The 22,233-nt window shown below is 41.2% G+C and carries 23 protein-coding genes and 1 pseudogene; 22 read left to right on the top strand and 2 right to left on the bottom strand.

Going from position 1 to position 22,233, the window contains the following annotated elements:
* Window positions 1-10: 10 nt before the first annotated feature.
* The 5 genes from AB1F57_RS09125 to AB1F57_RS09105 all read left to right on the top strand — a co-directional run bounded on the left by AB1F57_RS09125 (window position 11) and on the right by AB1F57_RS09105 (window position 5,480).
* Window positions 11-913: a DUF6574 domain-containing protein gene (locus AB1F57_RS09125; protein WP_367986348.1), complete on the top strand. Its 903-nt coding sequence runs from the start codon at window positions 11-13 to the stop codon at window positions 911-913.
* Window positions 914-931: 18 nt separating this feature from the next.
* Window positions 932-2,518: a hypothetical protein gene (locus tag AB1F57_RS09120; protein WP_367985654.1), complete on the top strand. Its 1,587-nt coding sequence runs from the start codon at window positions 932-934 to the stop codon at window positions 2,516-2,518.
* 8 nt (window positions 2,519-2,526) lie between these two features.
* Window positions 2,527-3,309 (top strand): LD-carboxypeptidase LdcB/DacB, encoded by a 783-nt coding sequence (gene ldcB, locus AB1F57_RS09115; RefSeq protein WP_367985653.1) that lies wholly within the window; start codon window positions 2,527-2,529, stop codon window positions 3,307-3,309.
* Between the two features lie 229 nt (window positions 3,310-3,538).
* Window positions 3,539-3,988, top strand: coding sequence for a VOC family protein (locus tag AB1F57_RS09110; protein ID WP_105137519.1), 450 nt, complete (start codon window positions 3,539-3,541; stop codon window positions 3,986-3,988).
* Between the two features lie 235 nt (window positions 3,989-4,223).
* The gene (locus tag AB1F57_RS09105; protein ID WP_172022804.1) at window positions 4,224-5,480 is read left to right on the top strand and encodes an ISL3 family transposase; all 1,257 of its coding nucleotides are present in this window, start codon (window positions 4,224-4,226) and stop codon (window positions 5,478-5,480) included.
* Window positions 5,481-5,488: 8 nt separating this feature from the next.
* Here AB1F57_RS09105 and AB1F57_RS09100 read toward each other — a convergent pair whose 3' ends face one another.
* Window positions 5,489-7,117: a permease gene (locus tag AB1F57_RS09100; protein ID WP_367985652.1), complete on the bottom strand. Its 1,629-nt coding sequence runs from the start codon at window positions 7,115-7,117 to the stop codon at window positions 5,489-5,491.
* On the bottom strand, window positions 7,114-7,857 hold the full coding sequence (locus AB1F57_RS09095; RefSeq protein ID WP_105161306.1) for an ABC transporter ATP-binding protein: 744 nt from the start codon (window positions 7,855-7,857) through the stop codon (window positions 7,114-7,116). Before AB1F57_RS09095 ends, AB1F57_RS09100 begins: the two co-directional genes overlap by 4 nt.
* Before the next feature lie 144 nt (window positions 7,858-8,001).
* On the opposite strand from AB1F57_RS09095, the gene uvrC reads away from it, so the two are divergent.
* The 17 genes and pseudogenes from uvrC (at window position 8,002) to AB1F57_RS09010 (ending at window position 22,148) form a co-directional block, all read left to right on the top strand.
* Window positions 8,002-9,780, top strand: coding sequence for an excinuclease ABC subunit UvrC (uvrC, locus tag AB1F57_RS09090; protein WP_367985651.1), 1,779 nt, complete (start codon window positions 8,002-8,004; stop codon window positions 9,778-9,780).
* Window positions 9,781-9,835: 55 nt separating this feature from the next.
* Window positions 9,836-9,964 carry a DUF4044 domain-containing protein gene (locus AB1F57_RS09085; RefSeq protein WP_105137515.1) on the top strand — a complete coding sequence of 43 codons (129 nt, stop codon included), beginning with the start codon at window positions 9,836-9,838 and terminating at the stop codon, window positions 9,962-9,964.
* Between the two features lie 44 nt (window positions 9,965-10,008).
* Complete coding sequence (gene obgE, locus AB1F57_RS09080; protein ID WP_167785056.1) at window positions 10,009-11,322, top strand: GTPase ObgE; 1,314 nt, start codon at window positions 10,009-10,011, stop codon at window positions 11,320-11,322.
* Window positions 11,323-11,464: 142 nt separating this feature from the next.
* Window positions 11,465-11,629, top strand: coding sequence for a hypothetical protein (locus AB1F57_RS09075; protein ID WP_105101249.1), 165 nt, complete (start codon window positions 11,465-11,467; stop codon window positions 11,627-11,629).
* Window positions 11,630-11,806: 177 nt separating this feature from the next.
* The gene (locus AB1F57_RS09070; RefSeq protein WP_161497988.1) at window positions 11,807-11,956 is read left to right on the top strand and encodes a hypothetical protein; all 150 of its coding nucleotides are present in this window, start codon (window positions 11,807-11,809) and stop codon (window positions 11,954-11,956) included.
* A 438-nt stretch (window positions 11,957-12,394) separates the two neighbouring features.
* The gene (locus AB1F57_RS09065) at window positions 12,395-13,354 is read left to right on the top strand and encodes an ABC transporter substrate-binding protein (protein WP_167785057.1); all 960 of its coding nucleotides are present in this window, start codon (window positions 12,395-12,397) and stop codon (window positions 13,352-13,354) included.
* A 25-nt stretch (window positions 13,355-13,379) separates the two neighbouring features.
* Window positions 13,380-14,351: an ABC transporter substrate-binding protein gene (locus AB1F57_RS09060; RefSeq protein ID WP_167785058.1), complete on the top strand. Its 972-nt coding sequence runs from the start codon at window positions 13,380-13,382 to the stop codon at window positions 14,349-14,351.
* Between the two features lie 238 nt (window positions 14,352-14,589).
* The gene (locus AB1F57_RS09055; RefSeq protein WP_105137512.1) at window positions 14,590-15,483 is read left to right on the top strand and encodes an ABC transporter permease; all 894 of its coding nucleotides are present in this window, start codon (window positions 14,590-14,592) and stop codon (window positions 15,481-15,483) included.
* A gap of 9 nt (window positions 15,484-15,492) precedes the next feature.
* Window positions 15,493-16,293: an ABC transporter ATP-binding protein gene (locus AB1F57_RS09050; protein ID WP_167785060.1), complete on the top strand. Its 801-nt coding sequence runs from the start codon at window positions 15,493-15,495 to the stop codon at window positions 16,291-16,293.
* Between the two features lie 196 nt (window positions 16,294-16,489).
* Window positions 16,490-16,982 (top strand): annotated as a pseudogene (gene tnpA, locus AB1F57_RS09045) (IS200/IS605 family transposase).
* A 247-nt stretch (window positions 16,983-17,229) separates the two neighbouring features.
* Window positions 17,230-18,099, top strand: coding sequence for a helix-turn-helix domain-containing protein (locus AB1F57_RS09040; protein ID WP_105110843.1), 870 nt, complete (start codon window positions 17,230-17,232; stop codon window positions 18,097-18,099).
* 169 nt (window positions 18,100-18,268) lie between these two features.
* Complete coding sequence (locus tag AB1F57_RS09035) at window positions 18,269-18,448, top strand: hypothetical protein (protein WP_153047868.1); 180 nt, start codon at window positions 18,269-18,271, stop codon at window positions 18,446-18,448.
* A 496-nt stretch (window positions 18,449-18,944) separates the two neighbouring features.
* Window positions 18,945-19,652, top strand: coding sequence for an ABC transporter ATP-binding protein (locus AB1F57_RS09030; protein ID WP_002940085.1), 708 nt, complete (start codon window positions 18,945-18,947; stop codon window positions 19,650-19,652).
* A complete protein-coding gene (locus tag AB1F57_RS09025; protein WP_249339006.1) occupies window positions 19,579-21,006 on the top strand; it encodes a hypothetical protein in 1,428 nt (475 codons plus the stop codon). Before AB1F57_RS09030 ends, AB1F57_RS09025 begins: the two co-directional genes overlap by 74 nt.
* 1 nt (window position 21,007) lies before the next feature.
* Window positions 21,008-21,286 (top strand): hypothetical protein, encoded by a 279-nt coding sequence (locus AB1F57_RS09020; protein ID WP_105110846.1) that lies wholly within the window; start codon window positions 21,008-21,010, stop codon window positions 21,284-21,286.
* On the top strand, window positions 21,283-21,648 hold the full coding sequence (locus AB1F57_RS09015; RefSeq protein WP_105137509.1) for a metalloprotease family protein: 366 nt from the start codon (window positions 21,283-21,285) through the stop codon (window positions 21,646-21,648). Before AB1F57_RS09020 ends, AB1F57_RS09015 begins: the two co-directional genes overlap by 4 nt.
* Window positions 21,645-22,148: a transporter gene (locus tag AB1F57_RS09010; protein WP_105110848.1), complete on the top strand. Its 504-nt coding sequence runs from the start codon at window positions 21,645-21,647 to the stop codon at window positions 22,146-22,148. Before AB1F57_RS09015 ends, AB1F57_RS09010 begins: the two co-directional genes overlap by 4 nt.
* The last annotated feature ends 85 nt before the right edge of the window (window positions 22,149-22,233 follow it).

The following is a 22,233-nucleotide window of genomic DNA, read 5'->3' as shown; positions in this document are numbered from 1 at the left end:
CCATCAAAATATACCTACAGAAGAAGTTGTTCAAGAAGAAAAAGTTGATGCAGAGTCCACTGTAGAGTCTGTTTCAGCTCCAGTAGACATTCCTGCCCAGCAACCAGTTCAGGAACCAGCTCAAGCCTTCGCTCAGCAAACCAATGCTCAAGCGCAACAAGTACAGCCACAGCCAACGGTACAGCAGGTAAATCCGCAGGCCTTACAACAAGCGCCAGCTGCACCATCAGCATTCGGTCTCTTCTTCAAGCAGTTTAGAGAGTGGATTGTGTCTGCTTGGAAGAAACCAACTTCAATTGCCAGCCATACCCACAAATACAACGGTTTGACCTCTCTCTTGCTCATCGCCTTTTTCGCAGCCCTGACTATTTATTTCCCAATGGTTAAGACGGCAAACAGTGTCAATAGCTTTACAAATAGTCTGACTTCAGAACTCGGTGGTCTGTTTGAGGGCGCTAATGGCTACGATGCTTATGGTTCTTCCGCATCTGCAGTAAGTGTTGGACTGGATATCTTGTTTAAGACCTTTATCGGAATTGCTCTGATTATTTTTTCAATTGTCCTGGCAGGATTTGTGGTGAAACGTTTTATCTACAAAGAACAGCAATATACATTTGCCTACACTCTTGAATATTATGGTCGTTTGTTTGCGGTAAACGTATTGCTTTATGCAATTGCGGCCTTGTCAGCTGTTTTGGGAATTTTCTCTCTGGTTGGTGTTGCGACCTCTTTAGCCCTCTTTGCTGTGGGTTCAGCCAGCGTCTATGCCCTTGCTAACTTTACTAATTCATCACAGTTGGACTCCTTGTATCGCTACTTTATTGCTATTTTGGTAAATGGTCTGATTATCTTTGTATCAGGAATTATTGCAGCCTCTATCGTAGGACAAATGTTCTGGTCAAGCCTCTTTTAATCAAATAGGAGTTGAAATATGGCAACGAAAGAAAAATGGATCGATTTATTTGAAAAGGTTATTGGTAGAAAGCCAACCCCTGCTGAATTTGTTAAGGCCAAGGAAGTTGACTTTGACTTAAAGCAAATCAAGGCCATAGCAGGATTGGACAGCGACCAACAAGTAGCTGCAGAAAATGTGGCTGAGACTAGTGCAGAGACTGTGGCAGAAGCAGTTCAAGCAACCCAGCCTGTACAGCCAGTAGCGGAAGCAGTACCTGTAGCGCCAGCCCAGCCTGTTCAAGAGGTGGAGCAGGTCCTTGTGGAGCAACCTGTCTTTACCACTTATCAAACCAAGCCACAGAGCAAGAAAAAGAAGATTCTCTTTGGCTTGGGTGCGGTGGCCCTACTTGCACTCGGCGCGGGCTACTACTATATGGATTCTGTGACTGGAATGGACATCGCTGTTGATGAATTCCAAACAGCAGTTGACAGCAATGATTACGACCAGATTGCGACCCTCCTATCTTCTAATGATGACAAGTGGACCAAGTCAGAGGCTAAGGATTTTATCCAATATTTGAACTCTGAAGGCGTCGATATCAAGAGTGAGCTAGATGCCATTGAAGCATCTGGCGGAAAAAATACTTTTTACGACCAACGTGGAAATAAGTTGCTCGGATTACGTGAAAAAGGACGTAAATTGGGTCTTTTTCCAGAATACCAAGTGACCAGTTATCCGGTTGAAATTCTTGTCAACAGTGACCTGTCTGAATTATCTATTGATGACCAAAAGATTGAAGCCAACAAAGAAACATCTTTGGGTGAACATCATTTTGCCAATAAAGAATTCAAGGCTAAGGGCAAAACCAAATCTGGAGACTTTGAAACCAGCTTGCAGCCGAATCTCAGTCAAGCTGAAGAAAACAGGATTGTCATGACCCTATCGCCTGTTCAGAAAACGCTCAACCTACACCTGCCGGTCGATAACGGCTCTATCAAGGACATCAAGGTCTTCTCTGGTGATAAGGAAATTGCCAAATCACTGTCAGAAAGCGTTGAAGTTCTAGACAATCAACATCTTGATTTGAAGGTTAGCTTTAATTTTGAGGGCGCAACATTTACAACGGAATCTACCAAGGTTCTGGTCGATCCAGCAGTTGGCGAAATTTATGCGGATTTGACCATGTCTTCTGAGGAAAGCAAGAAGTTGATGGACGCTCAAAAAGCTAAGGAAAGCAAGGAAGCTCAGGCCAAAGAGGAGCAGGAAACCAAGGAAAAAATCCAGACCTTCATGAATGACTATATCGAGTCAATGCGGTCTTCTATTACCCACCGTACCGTTCAGTTTGACAGATATTTCGATACTGCAAGTGAGGTCTATCGTATATATGTAAACTATATTGAGGGTGGCGGTGTTGCCAGAGCCAATATCGATTACCAAACGACGATTGATTATACTGTGACGGATGTCAAGAAAGATGGAGACAACTACGTCGTGACCGTTCATAATCAATTTAGAGAAGTTTATCTCAATGGTAAATCGAGTACCTTGACGAAAAAACAAGTCTTTAATCTGAGACAAAACGGTGATTCTTTCTTGATTTATGGAGTAAGTGAAACGTGAGGCAAATAATGATGAATAAAAAAAGCTTGAGTTTTCTCATGCTCTCCGCTCTGCTCTTAACAGCATGTGGCCAATCAGAAAGTACGGTAGAATCAAGTAAATCAAATGACACCAGTCATTCAAGCAAGACAGCGCAAACCAAGACTGAAGTGTCATCAGAAACCAGCGAAACTGCTGAAGGGTCAGAAAACAGTAGCGATATTAGTTCGTCGTCTGAACAGGCCGAGGAGACCATTGCTACAGATGCAAACTACAACGGCTCTTATTACAGTGTCCAAGGGAAATACGGACCAGTTGTCATTGCCAATAAAAAGCATCCTCTGGCAGCTTCCTACGCTCCAGGTGAGGACCCGCAAGCTTTGGCAGCCTTCCAGAGCCTGATTGCAGACATGCAGGCACAAGGATTCGCTGTATCGCATTCCTATAGTGGTTTCCGTTCTTACGAGACCCAGGCTGGGCTCTATCAGTCCTATGTCAATCGTGATGGTCAGGTTGCTGCCGATACCTATTCAGCCCGTCCAGGCTATAGTGAGCATCAGACAGGCTTAGCATTTGACCTCATGGACAGCGCTGGCAATCTCTTAGAAGAGCCGACCGCAGCCAACTGGGTAGCTAAAAACGCCCACAACTATGGCTTTATCGTTCGGTATCAGCCTGGAAAAGAAGCCATCACAGGCTACATGGCTGAAGCCTGGCACCTGCGTTATATTGGCCAAGAAGCGACTGACATTTACAATTCTGGTCTGACCCTGGAAGAGTATTTCGGCGTTGCTGGCGGCGGTTATCAATAATAGAAAAAAGTACTTGACCATACAAATCAGATGTGATATGATGGTTTATCTTATAAAGTCGTTTAGTTTACTTCTAGTACTGGCTTCAACAGTCTGGGAGACTGTTGAAGGGTATAATGATTCAGCAGATGTATTCTGCGTCAATAGTCGCAGGCATAACTGAAGTTAGGCAAGACGAGTTAACGAAGTAATAAAAGATAAACCATATGACGATAATTGGAGGAACATAATGTTTAAAGCAATGGAAGTATATTTGGTAACCAATGGTAACGGATTGGAAGCCATCGAATTTTACAAAAACGCCCTCGGTGCAACAGTTGAGCAAGTAAATTTGTTCAAGGATTTCTTGCCGGATTGTCCAGCTGAATTGGAAAATCATGTGATGAATGCACAATTCCGCTTGCCAAACGGTCAACGTTTCATGCTTTCTGATAACAACCCAGAAATGCCTTACTCAGTAGGCGACAACATCACCGTTGCCCTTATCACTGATGATGCTGAAACAGCTAAGGATTTCTACGACAAATTGTCAGTAGATGCTAAAGCCATCAACATGGAGTTGCAGGCAGTGCCATGGTCACCAGCCTACGGAAATGTTACGGACAAATTCGGCATCACGTGGCAATTCAACGCAGAAGTTGAAGGCTATGGGGCGGAATATTACGCAGAAGAAAACTAAACACACAAAAAGTTCGGAGCAAATGTTCTGAACTTTTTTACAAGGGTCAATTGAACAAGGAAAAAGAGTTTGGAACTGTTTTCCAAACTCTTTACTTTTATATCATAATTTCGGCTCTATAATTTCTGTAGTGGGTAAATCCACTGTAGAGATTATGTAGCCTTTTTGAGTGTATACAAAAAATCCCATATGACCTATAATGAAAAGCAACCACACTCACATTAGAAAGACTCATATGGAACTACTTCATCATACCACAGAACTAATCGGAATCAAAGACAAAAACATCAAAATTCTCTTCGTTTTAAAACATCAGACCCATCTGGAAATTCGAGCAAGGCTGGATTATGACAGCCCTAGCTGTCCTCATTGCCAAGGGAAGTGTATCAAGTACGATTTTCAAAAGTCGTCAAAGATTCCGATTTTGGATTGTCAGGGCTTTCCGACCCTCCTCTTGCTTAAGAAACGACGGTTTCAATGCAAATCTTGCCAAAAAGTGACTGTATCTGAGACACCTCTAGTCAAGAAAAACTGTCAGATTTCCCAACCTATTTGGGAGAAAATCACACAACTCCATACAGAAAACATGACCAATATAGCCATCGCTAGGAGACTACATATCTCCGTGTCAGTTGTCCAGAGGAAACTGGCTCAATTTCAATTTGAGCATGATTTTATGAAATTACCAAAAGTCTTGAGCTGGGATGAATTTAGTCGGAACAAGGGAAAACTCGCCTTTATTGCTCAGGATTTTGAGACGAGATCGATTGTGACCATTCTTGACAACAACCGCCAAACCACCATCAAGAACTATTTCTACAAGTATCCTAGGGCGGTCAGAGAAACTGTCGAGGTCGTAACAGTGGACATGTCGGGTAGCTATATTCCTATCATCAAACAGTTATTTCCAAATGCGAAAATTGTTCTTGATAGATTTCACATTATCCAACACCTGAGCCGTGCTATGATGACGACTAGAATTGATATTATGAAGACTTTCGATACGCGTTCCCTACCTTATCGATCCATGAAAAATCACTGGCGTATTCTCCAAAAAGATAGTCGTAAACTGTCTCTGAATCGCTTCTTTTCTCGCACTTTCGGGCAAACAGTAACACCGAAAGAGGTTGTCCAGAAGACATTGAATTTCTCTGTGGAACTGAAATTCTATTACGAACTCTACCAGGTCCTTCTCTTCCATTTCCAAGAGAAGAACTCGAAACATTTCTTCGAACTTCTAGAGGACAATCTGAATCTTGTCAATTCAACCTTTAGGACTGTTTTTAAGACATTTCTAAAATATAAAACTTACATCACGAACGCCATGGAGCTTCCATATTCCAACGCTAAACTGGAAGCGACCAATAAACTCATCAAAGACATTAAGAGGCAAGCGTTTGGCTTTAGGAACTTTACGAACTTTAAAACCAAGATATATATTGCTTTAAACATCAAAAATGAGAGAACGAATTTCGTCCTCTCTAGGTGTTAGCTTTTCATCTACCCACTACAGTTGACAAAGAGCCATAATTTCTTCCAGTAGACCTTATAGAGGTAATACTGCAAGCCAGTAGCTAAGACCAGAACGAGTGTGGATATTCCTGAGCTAACATAGATTGGACCGATAGTGTTCGTCAGGATTGTTGCAATCACAAAGAGAATGGTTCCCAGAATCATGGTTGCAAAAATTGAGCCTGCAATCAACCACTGGCCAGCGCCGCGACCGAAGAGCTGATTAGAATTTTGCCAGTTAAGCATGAGGAGTCGCTGATCCCGCCAGTAGAAAATCTGTCCAACTAAAATTGCTGTTACTAGGTTACCAATTGTAAAGGCGAGGGCCAAAATTGGGTTTACCTTGAGCAATGCGATTGCCAGGACCAAATAGAGCAAGGCTGGTGGCAGAAATTGGACTGCCGAGACAACCCAGAATTTCTGAATAGTAAACTGCTTAAAGTTGATAGGTAGTGTCTTGATAAAGTGATAATTTTCCTTTTCCAGCGACATGGCCACCCCAATAAAGGTTGTAGCCCCTGCAAACATACTGCCCAGAATAGCTCCAGCCAGCAGAAAAATACCGAAATAATCTACTCCGAATTGACTAAAGGAATCACCATCCATAAATTGTGAGAAACTTGGAAAGAGGGCCACACCCATGATAATTGGCTGCAGGAAGGATTGAACCAGGAGATTGCTGTCGTTAAGCGTAGCCAGGTGGTGTTTGATCAGGGCCTGCTTGAGATTGCTAGGAAGTTTGCCAGATTTTTTCCTGCTCTTCTTGCTGGAAATGCTATCAATGGCCAGCATTTGATTGAAATAATTAGGAATAACTGTCTTGGTCGCATAGTAAATCAGACCGATCATGACCAAGATTGGAAGAGCAAAATGTAGGAGCGTAGCCAGCGACAAGGTCTTGCTGACTAGATAGTGGAAACCAACAAAGACCGGAATGGTCGGAAATTCCACAAAGCCACCTGTATCAAACGACCGTACTTGTTGGCTTTGGATGTACATCATGGCCCCAACAGAAATCAGGGACGCTCCAGTTGTCAAGATGGTTGAAATCAAGGTCTTACGAGGACTTTTTGTCAGAATAGTTCCGATAAAATGTACCATGATTAGGTTGACCACATTGACCAGGAGCCAGAGGATGGCAAAGGAAAGCAGGGCAAGTGGCAGCAGGGTCAGTCCTCCGATTTGATAATAGGTCACACCCAGTAGAGTCAGGTTGGGCATGAGAAAGGGCAGAACCATTCCTTGAGCCGACAGAACCTTGGCTACAAAAACCTCACTGGCTTTGACAGGTAGGGCCAGATAGAGTTTTGTGTCCTTGCTGTCATAGAAGACGGAGAAAAATCCTGTAAATCCATATAGGATAGCCATGACCGTAAAGATTCCCAGCTGCATGGAGAAGAAACCAACCGAGCGACTATAGTCAATTCCAAGGAAAAAGACAGTGTAGAGGACGGCAAAGCCCACTACCATAAATCCCTGTTGCCAGAGGATACTCTTGTAGGCTGAAAAGGAGGCATCCTTGCGCTTGCTTTGCTTTTTCTTGACCTGGGCCAGCAATTGCGGATTGGAGTTGAGGATATTGATTTTCACCAATTCCCAGATGACAGACTTGTTCATGCCTCCTCACCTACCTTTTCCTGCTGGCGGCCAGCCAATTCCAGGTAGATAGTTTCCAGGTCCTTATCAGGATACTGGGATTTTAATTCTTCCAGGCTACCTACGAAAATCAGACGACCCTTTCTCAGAATGCCAATGCGGTCACACAGTTGCTCAGCAACGGACAAAACGTGCGTTGAAAAGAGAACCGTATTGCCACCTCTGGCATGTTCCTTCATCATCTGCTTGAGATCAAAGGAGGCTTGCGGATCCAGTCCAGTCAAGGGCTCATCCAAAATCCAAATATCTGGATTGGGTATCAGAGCGCCGATAATAATGGTCTTCTGCCGCATACCATGGGAGAAACTATCGATAGGCTCGTGCTGGCGGGCGGTCATGTCGAAAAGAGTTGACAGGGTCCCGATACGCTGGTCTACGTCCTCCTTCGGCACATCATAGACCTTGCCGAGGAAGTGCCAGTATTCAAATGCTGTCAGATTGAGGAAGATATCTGGCGAGTCTGGAACGTAGGCAATCCGCTTTTTAATCTCATCCCGATGCTCAGCCAGAGTGAGATTGTCCACCAAAATATGACCTTCCGTCGCCTCAATAATGGAGGTCAGAAGGCTAATGGTCGTGGTTTTTCCAGCACCGTTGTGGCCAATCAGCCCAAAAATCTCACCCGATTCAATGGTCAAATTCAAGTCATCCAAGGCAAGATTGTCACCGTAAGCCTTGGTAATGTGGTCGAATGTAATCATAAGTTCCTCCTTAATTGTTCAAATGATATATAGACTTATTATACTACTATCTTAGGACAAAAACAAGAGTTTCTAGAGAGAAAATGTAAAAAAATCACATTTTTTCTTTATGAAATTTTTGATCAAAACTGCTATACTAGACCTATGAACGATACCATTAAACACAAGTTGGAGCTGCTGCCGGATAGTCCAGGTTGCTATCTCCATAAAAACAGATACGGAAAGATTATCTATGTGGGCAAGGCCAAAAATCTGCGCAATCGGGTTCGGTCTTATTTTCGTGGTGCCCATGATACCAAGACAGAGGCTCTCGTAGCGGAAATTGCTGACTTCGAGTTCATCGTGACCGATTCCAATATTGAGGCGCTCCTGCTGGAAATCAATCTGATACAAGAAAACAAGCCTCGCTATAATATCATGCTCAAGGATGATAAGTCCTATCCTTTCATCAAAATCACCAAGGAACGGCATCCACGCTTGATGATTACTCGTCAGATTAAGAAGGACGGAGGTCAGTATTTTGGTCCCTATCCTGATGTCGGAGCTGCCAATCAGACCCTCAAGTTGTTGGATCGACTCTATCCATTTCGCAAGTGTAAATTACCTGAAAATCAGTTCTGTCTCTATTATCATTTGGGACAATGTTTGGCGCATGGAGACAATATGCCCAGTATTGCTGACTATGATAGGATGGCCAAGGAAGTAGCCCAGTTCTTGACAGGGCATGATGATAAGATTGTCACTGATTTGCAGGAAAAGATGAAGGTGGCGGCTGGCAATCTGGAATTCGAGCGGGCTGCAGAATACCGTGATCTCCTCCAATCCATTGCCACCTTGCGGACCAAGCAACGGGTCATGGCCCATGACCTGCAAAACCGTGATGTCTTTGGTTATTATGTGGACAAGGGCTGGATGTGTGTGCAGGTATTCTTCGTTCGTCAGGGGAAACTGATTGAGCGGAATGTCAATCTCTTTCCTTACTATAATGATGCGGATGAGGATTTCTTGACCTATATCGGCCAGTTTTACAGGGACCAGCAACATTTAATACCGTCTGAGGTTTTGATACCGCAGGACATTGACCAAGAAGCAGTCGAAGCTTTGGTCGCCACAAAGGTCATCAAGCCCCAGCGTGGTGAGAAGAAGCAGCTGGTGAATTTGGCGACGAAAAATGCGCGTGTCAGTCTGGAGCAGAAATTTAATCTTTTGGAGAAAAATCTGGAGAAAACCTACGGTGCTATTGAAAATATTGGCCAGCTCTTGGGGATTCCGACGCCGGTTCGTATTGAGGCTTTTGATAACTCCAATATCATGGGAACCAGTCCCGTGTCGGCCATGGTCGTTTTTGAAAATGGGGTGCCCAATAAGAAGGAGTACCGCAAGTACAAGATTAAGACAGTTGAGGGGCCGGATGATTATGCCTCTATGCGGGAAGTTTTGCGCCGCCGTTATAGTCGCGTCCTCAGAGAAGGCTTGGTGCCACCCGATTTGATTATCATTGACGGTGGCCAGGGACAGGTCAATGTGGCCAAGGAGATTATCGAGCGTGAGTTGGGTATGACCATTCCGATTGCGGGCTTGCAGAAGAATGACAAGCACCAGACCCACGAATTGCTGCTTGGAAATCCGCTTGAAGTGGTTGAACTGCCTCGTAACTCGCAAGAATTTTTCCTCCTGCAACGCATTCAGGACGAGGTACACCGCTTTGCCATTGAGTTTCACCGTCAGGTTCGTTCGAAAAATTCTTTCTCTTCAAAATTGGATGGTATTGAGGGTTTAGGACCAAAGCGCAAGCAGGCTCTGATGAAACATTTCAAATCCATTGGCAATATCCAAGCAGCAAACATACAAGAAATCGCCGAAGCAGGTGTGCCTTATAAGGTAGCGGAGAAGGTCAAGGAGAAGTTGAACAATGAAAATTGAACGCTCTGCCATTTTATGGTAAAATAAAAGATAATGACTGTAGAAGGAGAAAGCAATGGCTTTTGGAGAAGAAAAACACAAGAAAACTTTATTTGAACGCTTTACATTATTGATTGTTATTATTATGGTGGTTGCCACGATCGCTGGTTTAATTTTCCCTGCAATCAATGCATTAATGAACTAAAAGGCGCTTTTTAGCGTCTTTTTCAGAGAAAGATTAGGTAGATTATGAGTATGTTTTTAGATACTGCCAAGATTAAGGTCAAGGCAGGTAAGGGTGGCGACGGGATGGTTGCCTTCCGTCGTGAAAAATACGTTCCCAACGGAGGTCCGTGGGGTGGTGACGGTGGTCATGGCGGTCACGTTATTTTCAAGGTAGACGAAGGCTTGCGTACCCTCATGGATTTTCGTTACAACCGCATTTTCAAGGCGGATGCCGGTGAAAAAGGTATGACCAAGGGCATGCACGGTCGTGGTGCGGAAGATTTGATTGTGCGCGTGCCACAGGGAACAACCGTTCGTGATGCGGAGACTGGCAAGGTTATCACCGACTTGGTGGAGCATGGTCAGGAGTTCGTCATTGCCCACGGTGGTCGTGGTGGCCGTGGAAATATCCGCTTTGCCACGCCGAAAAATCCTGCGCCTGAAATTGCTGAGAATGGTGAACCAGGTGAGGAACGCAATCTGGAATTAGAACTAAAAGTTCTGGCGGACGTTGGTCTGGTTGGTTTCCCATCTGTTGGGAAATCCACTCTCCTCAGTGTTATTACAGCTGCCAAGCCAAAAATTGGTGCCTACCATTTTACAACCATTGTACCGAATTTGGGAATGGTGCGAACTAAATCAGGCGAATCCTTTGCGGTTGCCGATCTGCCAGGCTTGATTGAGGGAGCTAGTCAAGGTGTCGGCCTGGGAACGCAATTCCTCCGTCATATTGAACGGACGCGTGTTATCTTGCACGTTCTGGACATGTCAGCCAGCGAAGGCCGTGATCCCTATGAGGACTATGTGGCCATTAACAATGAATTGGAAACCTACAATCTTCGTCTCATGGAACGTCCGCAGATTATTGTTGCCAATAAGATGGACATGCCAGATGCGGAAGAGAATTTGAAAGAATTCAAGAAGAAATTGGCCGCTAACTATGATGAGTTTGACGAACTGCCACAGATTTTCCCGATTTCCGGTATTGCTCATCAAGGATTGGAAAACTTGCTGGAGGCGACAGCAGAATTGCTTGAGAAAACGCCAGAATTCTTGCTGTATGAAGATTCTGATTTCCAAGAGGAAGAAGCTTACTATGGTTTCAATCCAGATGAACCTGAATTTGACATCAGCCGTGCGGATGATGCCAGCTGGATCTTGTCTGGCGATAAGCTAGAAAAACTCTTTACCATGACCAACTTTGACCGCGACGAATCTGTCATGAAATTCGCCCGTCAGTTGCGTGGAATGGGTGTTGATGAAGCCCTCCGTGCGCGCGGTGCCAAGGACGGTGACACTGTCCGCATCGGCAAATTTGAATTTGAATTTGTTGATTAGTGAAAAAGTCCAGTGGACTGTTTCAGCTGGTCTCCCAGAAACTGGAAGGCGACCATAAGACTGAGTGTCCCGCTATTATTCAACAATCATCAACCTGAGCTTGTGTTTCAGGACTACATTTTATTCCTCAAGGAGGTATGCAATGGGTGATAAACCAATATCCTTCAAGGATAAGGATGGAAATTTTGTTTCGGCAGCCGATGTTTGGAATGCTGAAAAATTAGAAGAGCTTTTCAATAAACTCAACCCCAATCGTAAACTTCGTTTGGAACGCGAGCGATTGGCCAAGGAAACTACGGAATCATAAAATATTACCTGCCAATATCTATTGGCAGGTTGTTTCTTACTTCTATTTTTGTAAATTTTCTTGAAAATACTCCAACATATAAAGAAAACTTATAGGATATTTTCATGGTTTCGTTTTACATTTTCTATGTCGTGTGATACTATTGGTTCATTCCAATGGAAAGTTAAGGTATAAACAATGACATCAACATTCAATCAAATCTCTGAAACTAATCGTTCAGAATTTATCCAACGTCTATTTGACACAAATATGACAAATGAAGAAGTTGCGCCTCTTTTGTCTCTGACTGAGGAAGAAGTTGCTGTTTTGCGTTTGCAAACTGCATAAGAAATATTAAAATCATACCTTACATAGCTTTTATCAATTTTATTGGAAAAAGATGATATAATGATGAAAAATTATGCAGTTCTCTATTGACAAAAGTCTTGAAAACAGGTATGATAGTTACAAAATAAACAGTGAAAGGAAACAAGCTATGCTGAAAAAGGGTCGCATGACTATGCTTGCTCATACTTATTTCTACGGCTATTTTAGATAGTGTTTGTAGACATGGTAGACATGGATGCAAACACAAAATCGTAAGGTTTGTATCTATGTGGCTGTAGTTGTTTTGACCTGTGCCCATAGATGATACATCTAAACGGCACGCAGCATTCATCTTGTTTTCTAAATGCAGTTGAATAGTGGGGACCGTTTAGAGTGATTCTAGGCGGTCTTTTTCTGGTTTGATTGCTTCATTGTATAATTATTAAAAGGAGATAAATCATGAGATTTAAAAAGTTTATTCTTAGTTCAGTGGCAGTTTTATCTGCCGTAACTCTTGCTGCTTGTAGCGCACATGGTTCAGATGACCAGACGACAAAAGTCGGCATTATTCAATACGCAGAGCATGAGGCTTTGACCGGTGCACGTAAGGGCTTTGTGGAGGCACTTGCTGCAGCGGGTTATAAGGAAGGTGAAAACCTGACCATTGACCTGCAAAATTCGCAAGGTGACCAAGCTAACTTGCAGACCATGGTCGAGCAATTGGCTGGGAATAATGACCTCAACTTTGCTATTGCAACACCAGCAGCTCAGGCTATGTTGAATGCTGATAGTGAGACTCCGAGCGTCTTTACAGCTGTTACAGATCCTGTTGAGGCAGGTTTGGTTGAGTCGCTTGATGCACCCGGTGGAAGTATGACGGGTTCGATTGACGCGACGGACGTAGAAGGGCAGATTGAAATGTTGCTCAAAGTCGTACCGTCAGCGAAAACAGTTGGTATTTTTTACAATTCAAGCGAAGTGAATTCAGAAGTACAGGCTAAGCAAGCTAAGAAAGCTTTGGAGGCCAAGGGGGTTAAGGTTGAAGTCGCAACTGTTACGACAACCAATGATGTGCAACAGGCTATTACTTCATTAGCTGGTAAGGTCGATGCCATTTACCTGCCGACGGATAATACTGTAGCGTCAACTGCGTCAACTATTGGTGAGGTGCTCAAGGTGGCAAAAGTTCCGTCTATCGGAAGTGATGCTGCTTACTTGGAAGGGGTTCTCTTCACTTACGGTGTGGATTACCATGCAATCGGTGTTCAGGCAGGTGAATTGGCTGCCAAAATCTTGGACGGAGAAAAACCGGCTGATTTGCCTGTTCAAAAACCACAAACTGCAGCTATCGCTATCAACGAAGAAATGGCTGTAGCAGTAGGGATTGACCCAGAAACCATTAAAGCATTAGAAAAGTAAAAACGTGTAAGGTAGGGAAGAAAGAATGAAATTAGTAAAAAAATTGACAAGTATAACCTTGGTGGGTGCAGGCTTGTTGGCTTTGGCAGCTTGTTCATCTGGCTCGGAGGAAAAATCGACAGAAGGTGCCGTTAAGGTGGGTGTCCTTCAGTACATGGAACATGAATCTTTGACGGCGGCACGCGAAGGATTTGTGGCAGAACTGGCTGATAATGGCTACAAAGAGGGTGACAAATTGGTCTTGGATTACCAAAATGCTCAGGGTGATCAGGCCAACTTGCAAACTATTTCAGAGCAATTGATTGACGGTAATGACCTTGTCTTGGCCATTGCAACACCCGCAGCGCAAAGTTTGGCAACGGTATCGACTGAAACACCGATTTTATTTACCGCGGTGACGGATCCGATTTCAGCAGACTTGGTGGAAAGCCTTGAAAAGCCGGGTGGATTGTTGACAGGAACTTCTGATCAGGCTCCAATTGATAAGCAGGTTGAATTGTTGGGCCAAGCAGTTCCCGATGCTAAAACAGTCGGTATTCTGTACACGACGAGCGAACGCAATTCGGAAGTCCAAGTAGAACAAGCTGAGAAATTGCTCAAGGAGGCTGGCTACAAGGTTGTACTGAAAGGAATTACCAGCTCCAACGAAGTACAAGATGCGACAACGAGCTTGATGAAGGATGTGGATGCTGTATTTGTGCCAACGGACAATACTGTTGCTGCAACCATGTCTATGATTGGTGAATTGTCAGCTGAGCACAAGGTTCCAGTTATCGGTGGTTCAACAGACATGGTTGACCAAGGTGGTCTTTTGACATACGGTACCAACTATGAGGCGCTTGGACGTCAGACAGCCAAGATGGCCATCAAGATTATCGAAGGCGAGAAAGTTTCCGAGGTTCCTGTAGAATATCCAGAAGCGGTCAATCTTCATCTCAATGAAGAAATGGCGCAAAAACTGGGAATTGACACCTCAAAACTATCCGTTTCTGAGTAAAAAATGGGAGCATGACAGGACCTAGCATCGCTAGTCCGTTGTCATGCCCCCGCACAGTTGATTAGGGCAGGTTCGGAGCGCAAATCGCCTGTTGTTATGGCTTGCTAAGCAATCCTTATCTCCAACCTTTCACAGTTCCCCAAACTGTGAAAGCCAATCAACCACTGCGCTGAGATGTTGTATGAATAGCAGTGGATGCTCAGCGCTTATTTAACATGAAACTTTTAAGGAGAAAATTGTGGATATAATTTTATCAAGTATATCGCAAGGGCTACTGTGGTCCATTATGGCGATAGGTGTTTACTTGACGTTTAGAATTTTAGATATTGCTGATTTGACGGCAGAAGGTGCCTATCCTCTGGGTGCTGCAGTTTGTGCGACAGGGATTGTCAATGGGCTAAATCCTCTTGTATCGACCTTCCTTGCCTTGTTTGCAGGTATGATTGCAGGCTTGGTTTCTGGGCTCTTGCATACTAAAATGAAAATTCCAGCCCTGTTGACAGGTATCGTGACCTTGACAGGTTTGTATTCGATTAACCTGAAAATCCTCGGCAAAGCCAACGTTGCTCTCTTGAAACAAGTGACCTTGGTGACGCAATTGCAGGACTTAGGCTTGTCTAAGATAAATGCGGTTCTCTTGATTGGTGCGGTCTTTGTTATGGCAGTCATTCTGCTGTTGACGCTCTTGTTCAACACGCAAATTGGTCTGGCCATTCGTTCGACAGGGGACAATATTCCCATGAGTGAAGCCAACGGTATCAATGTGGACAAGATGAAGATTTACGGATACATGTTGTCCAATGGTCTGATAGCACTCTGTGGTGCGCTTTTGACCCAAAACAATGGCTATGCGGATTTGAACTCTGGAACAGGAACCATTGTTATCGGATTGGCATCGGTGATTATCGCAGAAGTTGTTTTGCGGAACTTGCGTTTGGGATGGCGTCTGGCATCTGTGGCTCTGGGTTCGGTTATCTATCGCTTGATTATCCTTGCGATTTTGGAAATTCCGGGCATGGATGCGGACCTTGTCAAACTCTTCTCAGCGATTTTGTTGGCAGTTGTCCTGTATGTGCCAGAATTGCAGAAGAAGCTCAATATTCGCCGTCCAAAATTAAACGGAACTGCATAGGAGGTTCAGATGAGTACAATTTTATCAATACAAAATATTCATAAGACCTTCGAGGCGGGTACAGTCAATGAGAACCATGTTCTGCGTGGTCTGTCTCTTGATGTTCAAGAAGGTGATTTTATTTCCATTATCGGTGGTAATGGAGCAGGGAAGTCAACGTTCATGAATTCACTTGCTGGTGCTTTGACGGTGGATTCTGGCGACATTTTGCTGGAAGGCAAGTCCATTAAGCATGTGCCAGCAGCTAAGCGTTCAAAAGACATTAGTCGTGTTTTTCAAGATCCGAAAATGGGAACTGCTTCTCGTTTGACCATTGAGGAAAATATGGCCATTGCCTACCGTCGTGGATTGTCTCGTGGCCTGGGTTGGGGTGTCAAAGAAAGTGAACGCGCTATCTTTAAAGAAGCTCTCAAAGAACTTGGTCTTGGACTTGAAAACCGGATGAAGGTAGACACGCAATTCCTATCGGGTGGTCAACGTCAAGCCTTGACACTCATGATGGCATCGCTGGTTAAGCCCAAAGTCCTACTTTTGGATGAGCATACGGCGGCCCTCGATCCTAAGACCAGTGATATGGTGATGGACTTGACCAAGAAAATTGTTGAAGGTCAAAAATTGACAGCCCTCATGATTACCCACAATATGGAAAATGCCATCCAGTACGGAAATCGTCTGGTCATGCTCCATCGGGGACAGATTGTTGTCGATGTCCAAGGTGAAGAGAAGAAGACCCTGACCGTGCAGCACCTCATGGACCTCTTCTATAAAAACAGCGGTGAAAAGATTGCTGACGACGAAATGATTTTGTAAAGACAGAAAAATGAGGTTGGGCATAAAGTCCAACCTCATTTTTCTGATTATATGACTTTTAGTCCGTCACGCTCCGTAAGGTACGTGACAAATAAACCACCCGCTATGCGGGTGCGCGACGAAGGTTATACCAAAAAACTCCAAACGCGATACAATAAAGGTGTTCAAGCCTATTGTAAAGCGAAAGGAGAAAAATATGGCGCAGAAGGCACATAGTTTATCACATACAAAGTGGCTATGTTCTACCACATTGTCTTCACCCCTAAGTATAGACGAAAAATTATCTACAATCAATATCGAAGTAGTCTTGGAGAGATATTTCGACGATTGTGTAGTTATAAAGGTGTTGAAATTATCGAAGGTCATCTGATGCCAGACCATGTTCATATGCTTGTCTTGATACCCCCAAAACTTGCAATTTCCGATTTTATGGGATATTTGAAAAGTAAAAGTGCTCTAATGGTATTTGATAAACACGCTAATTTGAAATATAAGTACGGGAATCGTAAGTTTTGGGCTAGAGGCTACTATGTTAGTACGGTTGGGCTGAACGAAAAGACAGTTGCGAAATACATTCGCGAGCAAACAACTAATCTGGGAGATTAGTTGTTCAATGACATTGCACTTGATTCTTGAGTGTCAAAGAGTATGAAGCTCCATTTTCAGATGGCAGTTTTAGAACAAGATAAAAGCCCGTTGTTACGGGCATTAGTCAAGTAATTATAGCACTAACCTGAACGAAGTTCAGCGAACGTCTTTAGACGTCGCTGGAGAGAAACAGCTTATAGCCGGTGTACAAGCCACCCGTTCTCACGGGTGGTTATGACTTTTTATAAATGTGAATAAATATCAAAATATTAATAATTGAAAATAAATAATCGTAGTGATATAATTTGGGGTATGAGAATAGACTTTATTTAGAGTAGGGGAATCAATATGGGTAAATTATTAGCAACTCGAATGCGTAGTCGGAGAAAAGAGTTAGGCTTATCTCAGGTTGAGTTGGCTTCCGGAATTTGTGAGCAGGGACAGATTAGTAAAATCGAACGCGACATAGACTATAGTCCTGGAGCTGATGTGGTATATGCCCTAGCTAAAAAGTTGAATGTAACAATGGATTACTTTTTTGATGAGGAAATTCATGTTGAGTCAGACTTTTTGACTCAATTTCGTAGCGTGTCTAAAAAGTTTTTAGAGAGACGAGATTTTGAGTCGTTAAAATATATCTATGAGTTGGAAACTGCAAAGATGGTGAAACTACCGCTCTCAGATCAGTTATATCTTCAATGGATTGAAGCTATTGTTCTGTTTAATTATGATCACAAGCAGGATGAAGCCATAAAAAAACTTGAAACTATCTTGTCGAAATACAGTGAATATGATTGGGAATACTTGAATATTTCAAATAGTTTGTTGCATTTCTACTTCAAAACAGCCAATAACTCAAAATTTGAAGAAGTTTATAGTCATATGACTTCACTTTTTAAAAGTGTTAAGGCCCGAACGATTGAGCAGTTAGAGATATTGATTAAATGTCGGTATAACTTTTGTCGATACCTATGGTTAAACAAACAAGCAGAGAGAGCGATAAGTGAAACACTTGAAACAATTGATATTTGTCTCAAGAACAATAGTTTCTATTGTTTAGCTAATCTTTACTGCTTACTTGGAAATGTTAGTGAAGGTTTTTCAAGGACTGATAAAGTAAAAGAATACTTTGTGACCGCTCAAAATATATATCAACTTGAGAGAAATGATAAGATGGCTTTAGAAATTGAACGATTCATTAGCGAGACCTTTCAATGATATATAAAATAAAATTGTCCAAGCAACTCAGTGTTCAACGGGTTGCTTTTCTTGTACAGTCATTATAGGGTATAACACCTTTTAATTCAATCATATTTTATTCGTTTAAAAATAAAAAACAGAAAATATAAAAATATTTATAAAAATAGTTGACGAATAATATATTCAAATGATAAAATATAATCAAGAAAAAGGAAAGGGGTTGCAGATTATGAAAAAGGCAACTAAAAAGTTTATTGTCGCAGTTTTATTGGTGGGTTTATTGGTTATTGTTGGTAAACCATCTGGTAATACCACTCCAGCCCCTTTAGGCTTTGATCCAGGTGAATTATATACTGTAAATATTTAAAATAAGGATTGTACAATTTTAAATAAAGTCGACAAATATTGTCGTTGAAAGAATGGAGAGATTCTAATGTACTAATCGAGATATTTTTGGATACTTTAAATTGTTATGTGGCTTTGTTAGAGAAATGAGGTAATCAAAATGGTTTTAAGTATTTTTGATAATATTTATCTATACTTGTCTGATAAGTATAATAAAATAGTTCGTAATCATGCACTTGTTTGGATTTTTGTCCTTTTAATCGTCCTATACTTTGCATATGCATTTTACTGCACTAGTCGAGGCTATACATTCTCTGGAATGGCTAACTTCTTTAATGGTGGTGTTAGTATTGGTTGCTACAAATAAATCTTGATGTTTGATTTTCTAGATTGTAGTTTAATTAGACAGTGAGGCGGATAAACTATGTTCTAGAGAAGAATATAGTTTATCCGCTTTTAACTTTTAGAGAGTCCAGTTCTAATTCTTCAAATTGTTAGTCATCATTTTTGGAGGTAGTATGCTTGAAGTAAAAGAATTATGTAAATCATTTGGTAGCCATTGTGTTTTAGATAGCCTATCGATAACATTTGGAAAAACAGGTATCACAGTTATTGTAGGTTTAAATGGCTCTGGAAAGACTGTTTTTCTAAATTCGGTATCAGGAATTATTCAGTACGATAGTGGTGAGGTGTTATTGGATGGTAATTCTAATGGAAGTGATACTTTCAAAAAGAACATTTTTTACATTCCTTCTGACTCCTATCTACCAGAATATTTAACTGGCAATGAATATGCAGATTTTGTCCAGTCACGATATGAAAACTCAAGTAAGTCCATCTTTTCTGAGATATCTTGCCTTTTAGATATGACTGAAGCGTTGGAAAAAGCAATAGAGTCTTACTCATTTGGTATGAAAAAGAAACTTCAAATTGCTTTGGGACTTTCATTGAATGTGGGGTATCTTCTTGCTGATGAAGTTTTTAGTGGACTAGATTTAGAAACAGTTATTCTTACCCAAGAGTTATTTGGACTGTATGCCAAGAAACACAAGGTCTTGCTCGTTTCTCATGAGCGGAATATTATAAACCAATTTTCCAATGATATCTTATTAATGAGGAAAGGGAAACTAACGGAGTTTAAGGGTACAGCAGATGAACTTTCTGAATACATCTATCAGCAAGGGAAAATTGCTGAAAAACTTCAAAAAATTAAAGAACTCATTTGATCTGGTGTCATTTTATTATAATGATGCTTTAAAAGGTTTTTTGAACAGGCCATTTTTCAAAAAAAAGAGAAATCAATTCCTCGTAGCCATTATTGGTTTTGTCCTATATTTTTGGTATTTCTTATCTAATGTCCGTGAGATTGGACGTTTAGGTGAGGGTGCTAGAGGGTTGGATTTAGAAACATTTACAGAACTAACTCGTATAACAATTATGAGTTATGTCAATATGTGCATCATTCTATCAGTTGCTCTGTTTGTTTTTGTAAATTCAATCATAACATTAACTAAAAGCTCAGTCTATATAACGAATATACTCCCTTACAGTAGAAGAGAGATATTAGTTGCTCAAAAATTATTCAAAATAGGAGTAGCACTAGTAGGTTATGAGTCGATTTTGCTCTTAGTATTCCCACTATTTGGACAATTACCTATTATCAAAGTAAGTGATCAATTGATGTTGCTATTATTGTTTCATAGTATTTTTGTAGCTATTTTTTCAATAATGGATGCATTGTATGCTATTTTTGCAAAGGTAGCGACAAAATTCGCTAAATTTTCAGTTGCTTCAGTGTTATTTGTTTTAGACATATTTTTTACATTATTTTGTGCAACATATCTGGTATATTTCAAAATAGGTATAGACACATATGTAGGAAGAATCTCAATTGCCCTTACAGATCTAATTGTGATCATGCTTTTAATAGCTCTTATTATTCTCATTATTGTGATGTTTTTGAGTTATAAATTTACTTTAAATATTCAAGAGTATAAGAAGTTGTCCTATGGTTTGATTAGATTGCCAATGATTAAACTTAATTTGAGTACAACTTTTCCAGCTATTTATCGACATAAAAGTTTTATTCATTCATTAACATTAATCACAATTTTTTCACTTATTATTACTTACCAATTAGGTTTAAGAAGCGGATTAGAGACACTCGCTAATTTAAATTCCCTTCTGGTATTCTCTGCTATAAGCTATGCGGATGCAACAGCTAGAATTAGAAAATACTATGATTTTTATAGGGTTGGTCTGATTGAAGAAGTAATTTCATTGGTGTTGGGAGGAATAATACTATCTGCGGCGCCTTTAGTTATCGCAGTTTACCTGAAAGGATCGATGTTACCATTTTTCATGTCCATGGCAATTTATTTATGCGCTTTGATAGCGGGGCTTCTTTTTCCAACTACTCAGGGTAATCTTAACGAGACAGCATCAACAACTACCACAGTCTTTCTATCCATAGTACTCTATCTTGTTTTAAGGAATGATAATGTTTATCTTTCATCGGCTATATTAGTAGTGTTATTACTCATACTGAGTGTATTTCTAGCAAAAGAAAGAAGGTATTGAAATGAACAAAAAATTACTCAATTACTTCAAATGGGGAAATATCGCTTATCTATTTTTAGTGGCTATTGATTTAATTGTAGAACTTTTTCAAATTAATGAAAGTGGAACAGTTTTGACACTTTTTGGAGTAAAAATTATTAGTAGAATTACTCCAAGTGAATTAAATACGACTTTTTTACTACACCATAGATTGATTATCTCCTATATTGTGACTATGGCAGTATTCTTACTAACAGGCTATCTCTTAAATAAAAGAAAATTAAGAGAGAATCCAGTATGACAGTTTGGGAAATCATAGTACAACTTCCACTAGTTTTACTAACCGTGGTCGTTCATGAGCTATTACACTACTTGACTGCGTATTTTCTTGGATATAATCCTAAATTTGAATTTGAAAAATTTCTTGTTCCCTCAGTGAAGTTTTTAAATAAGGGCAGAGATATTGATAATTTTATGATAGCATTAGTTGCTCCTGTTGGTATGGTACTGATTGGACTTCTAATACCAGATAATAATGCTTTTTTGGCTTTAGCAAGAATAGTTTGTTTCTTGAATGTTTTACACATTTTTCCGTTTTGTACAGATGGGCAAGTTATTCTATTATCATTACTGAATATAGTGAGAAAAGGAGGAAAGGCATGAAGAGATTCTTTAAAATTATGCTAGTTGGTGTTGCAGTGTTAGTGTGCTTCATAGTAGGATATCAATGGGCTATAGGTGCTGATAAGGCTCCTGAATATAATACGAATACAGCACAATTTATTCATGAAGAACCAGAGAGTGTAATCAATAAAATCGAAGATGGAGAAGAAGGGATTTATTACTTTGGTTTTGCAGCATGTCCTTGGTGCGTAGAATTAATTCCGATTCTAGATGATGCGTTGGTGACAACTAATCAGAAGGCTTATGTTGTAGATACAAGGAGTAAAGGTTTCACAGATACTCTTCGTAGTCGATTGAAAAAAGTATATGAGAAACATCATGATGATGAACTATCTGTCCCATTTTTAGTAGTTATTGCAGAGGATGGTTCAGTTCAAACACACGTAGGAACAGTAGAAAACCATGATGCTCACAAGGAAAAACTAACGGACGGGCAGAAAAAGGAGTTAAAACAATTATTAGTGGGCATGCTTCAATGAACGTATATTTGATTATCATGTTGCAATTGTTAATTTTAGTATAAAATGAAATGAAGACTTTGTTATGACGAAAAGCATTAAAAAG

It is taken from the genome of Streptococcus nasisuis, assembly GCF_040836615.1.
In the GTDB taxonomy this organism is placed as follows: domain Bacteria; phylum Bacillota; class Bacilli; order Lactobacillales; family Streptococcaceae; genus Streptococcus; species Streptococcus suis_V.
The sequence above is the reverse complement of the archived record's forward strand: the minus strand, read 5'-3'. Positions and strand labels throughout refer to the sequence as shown.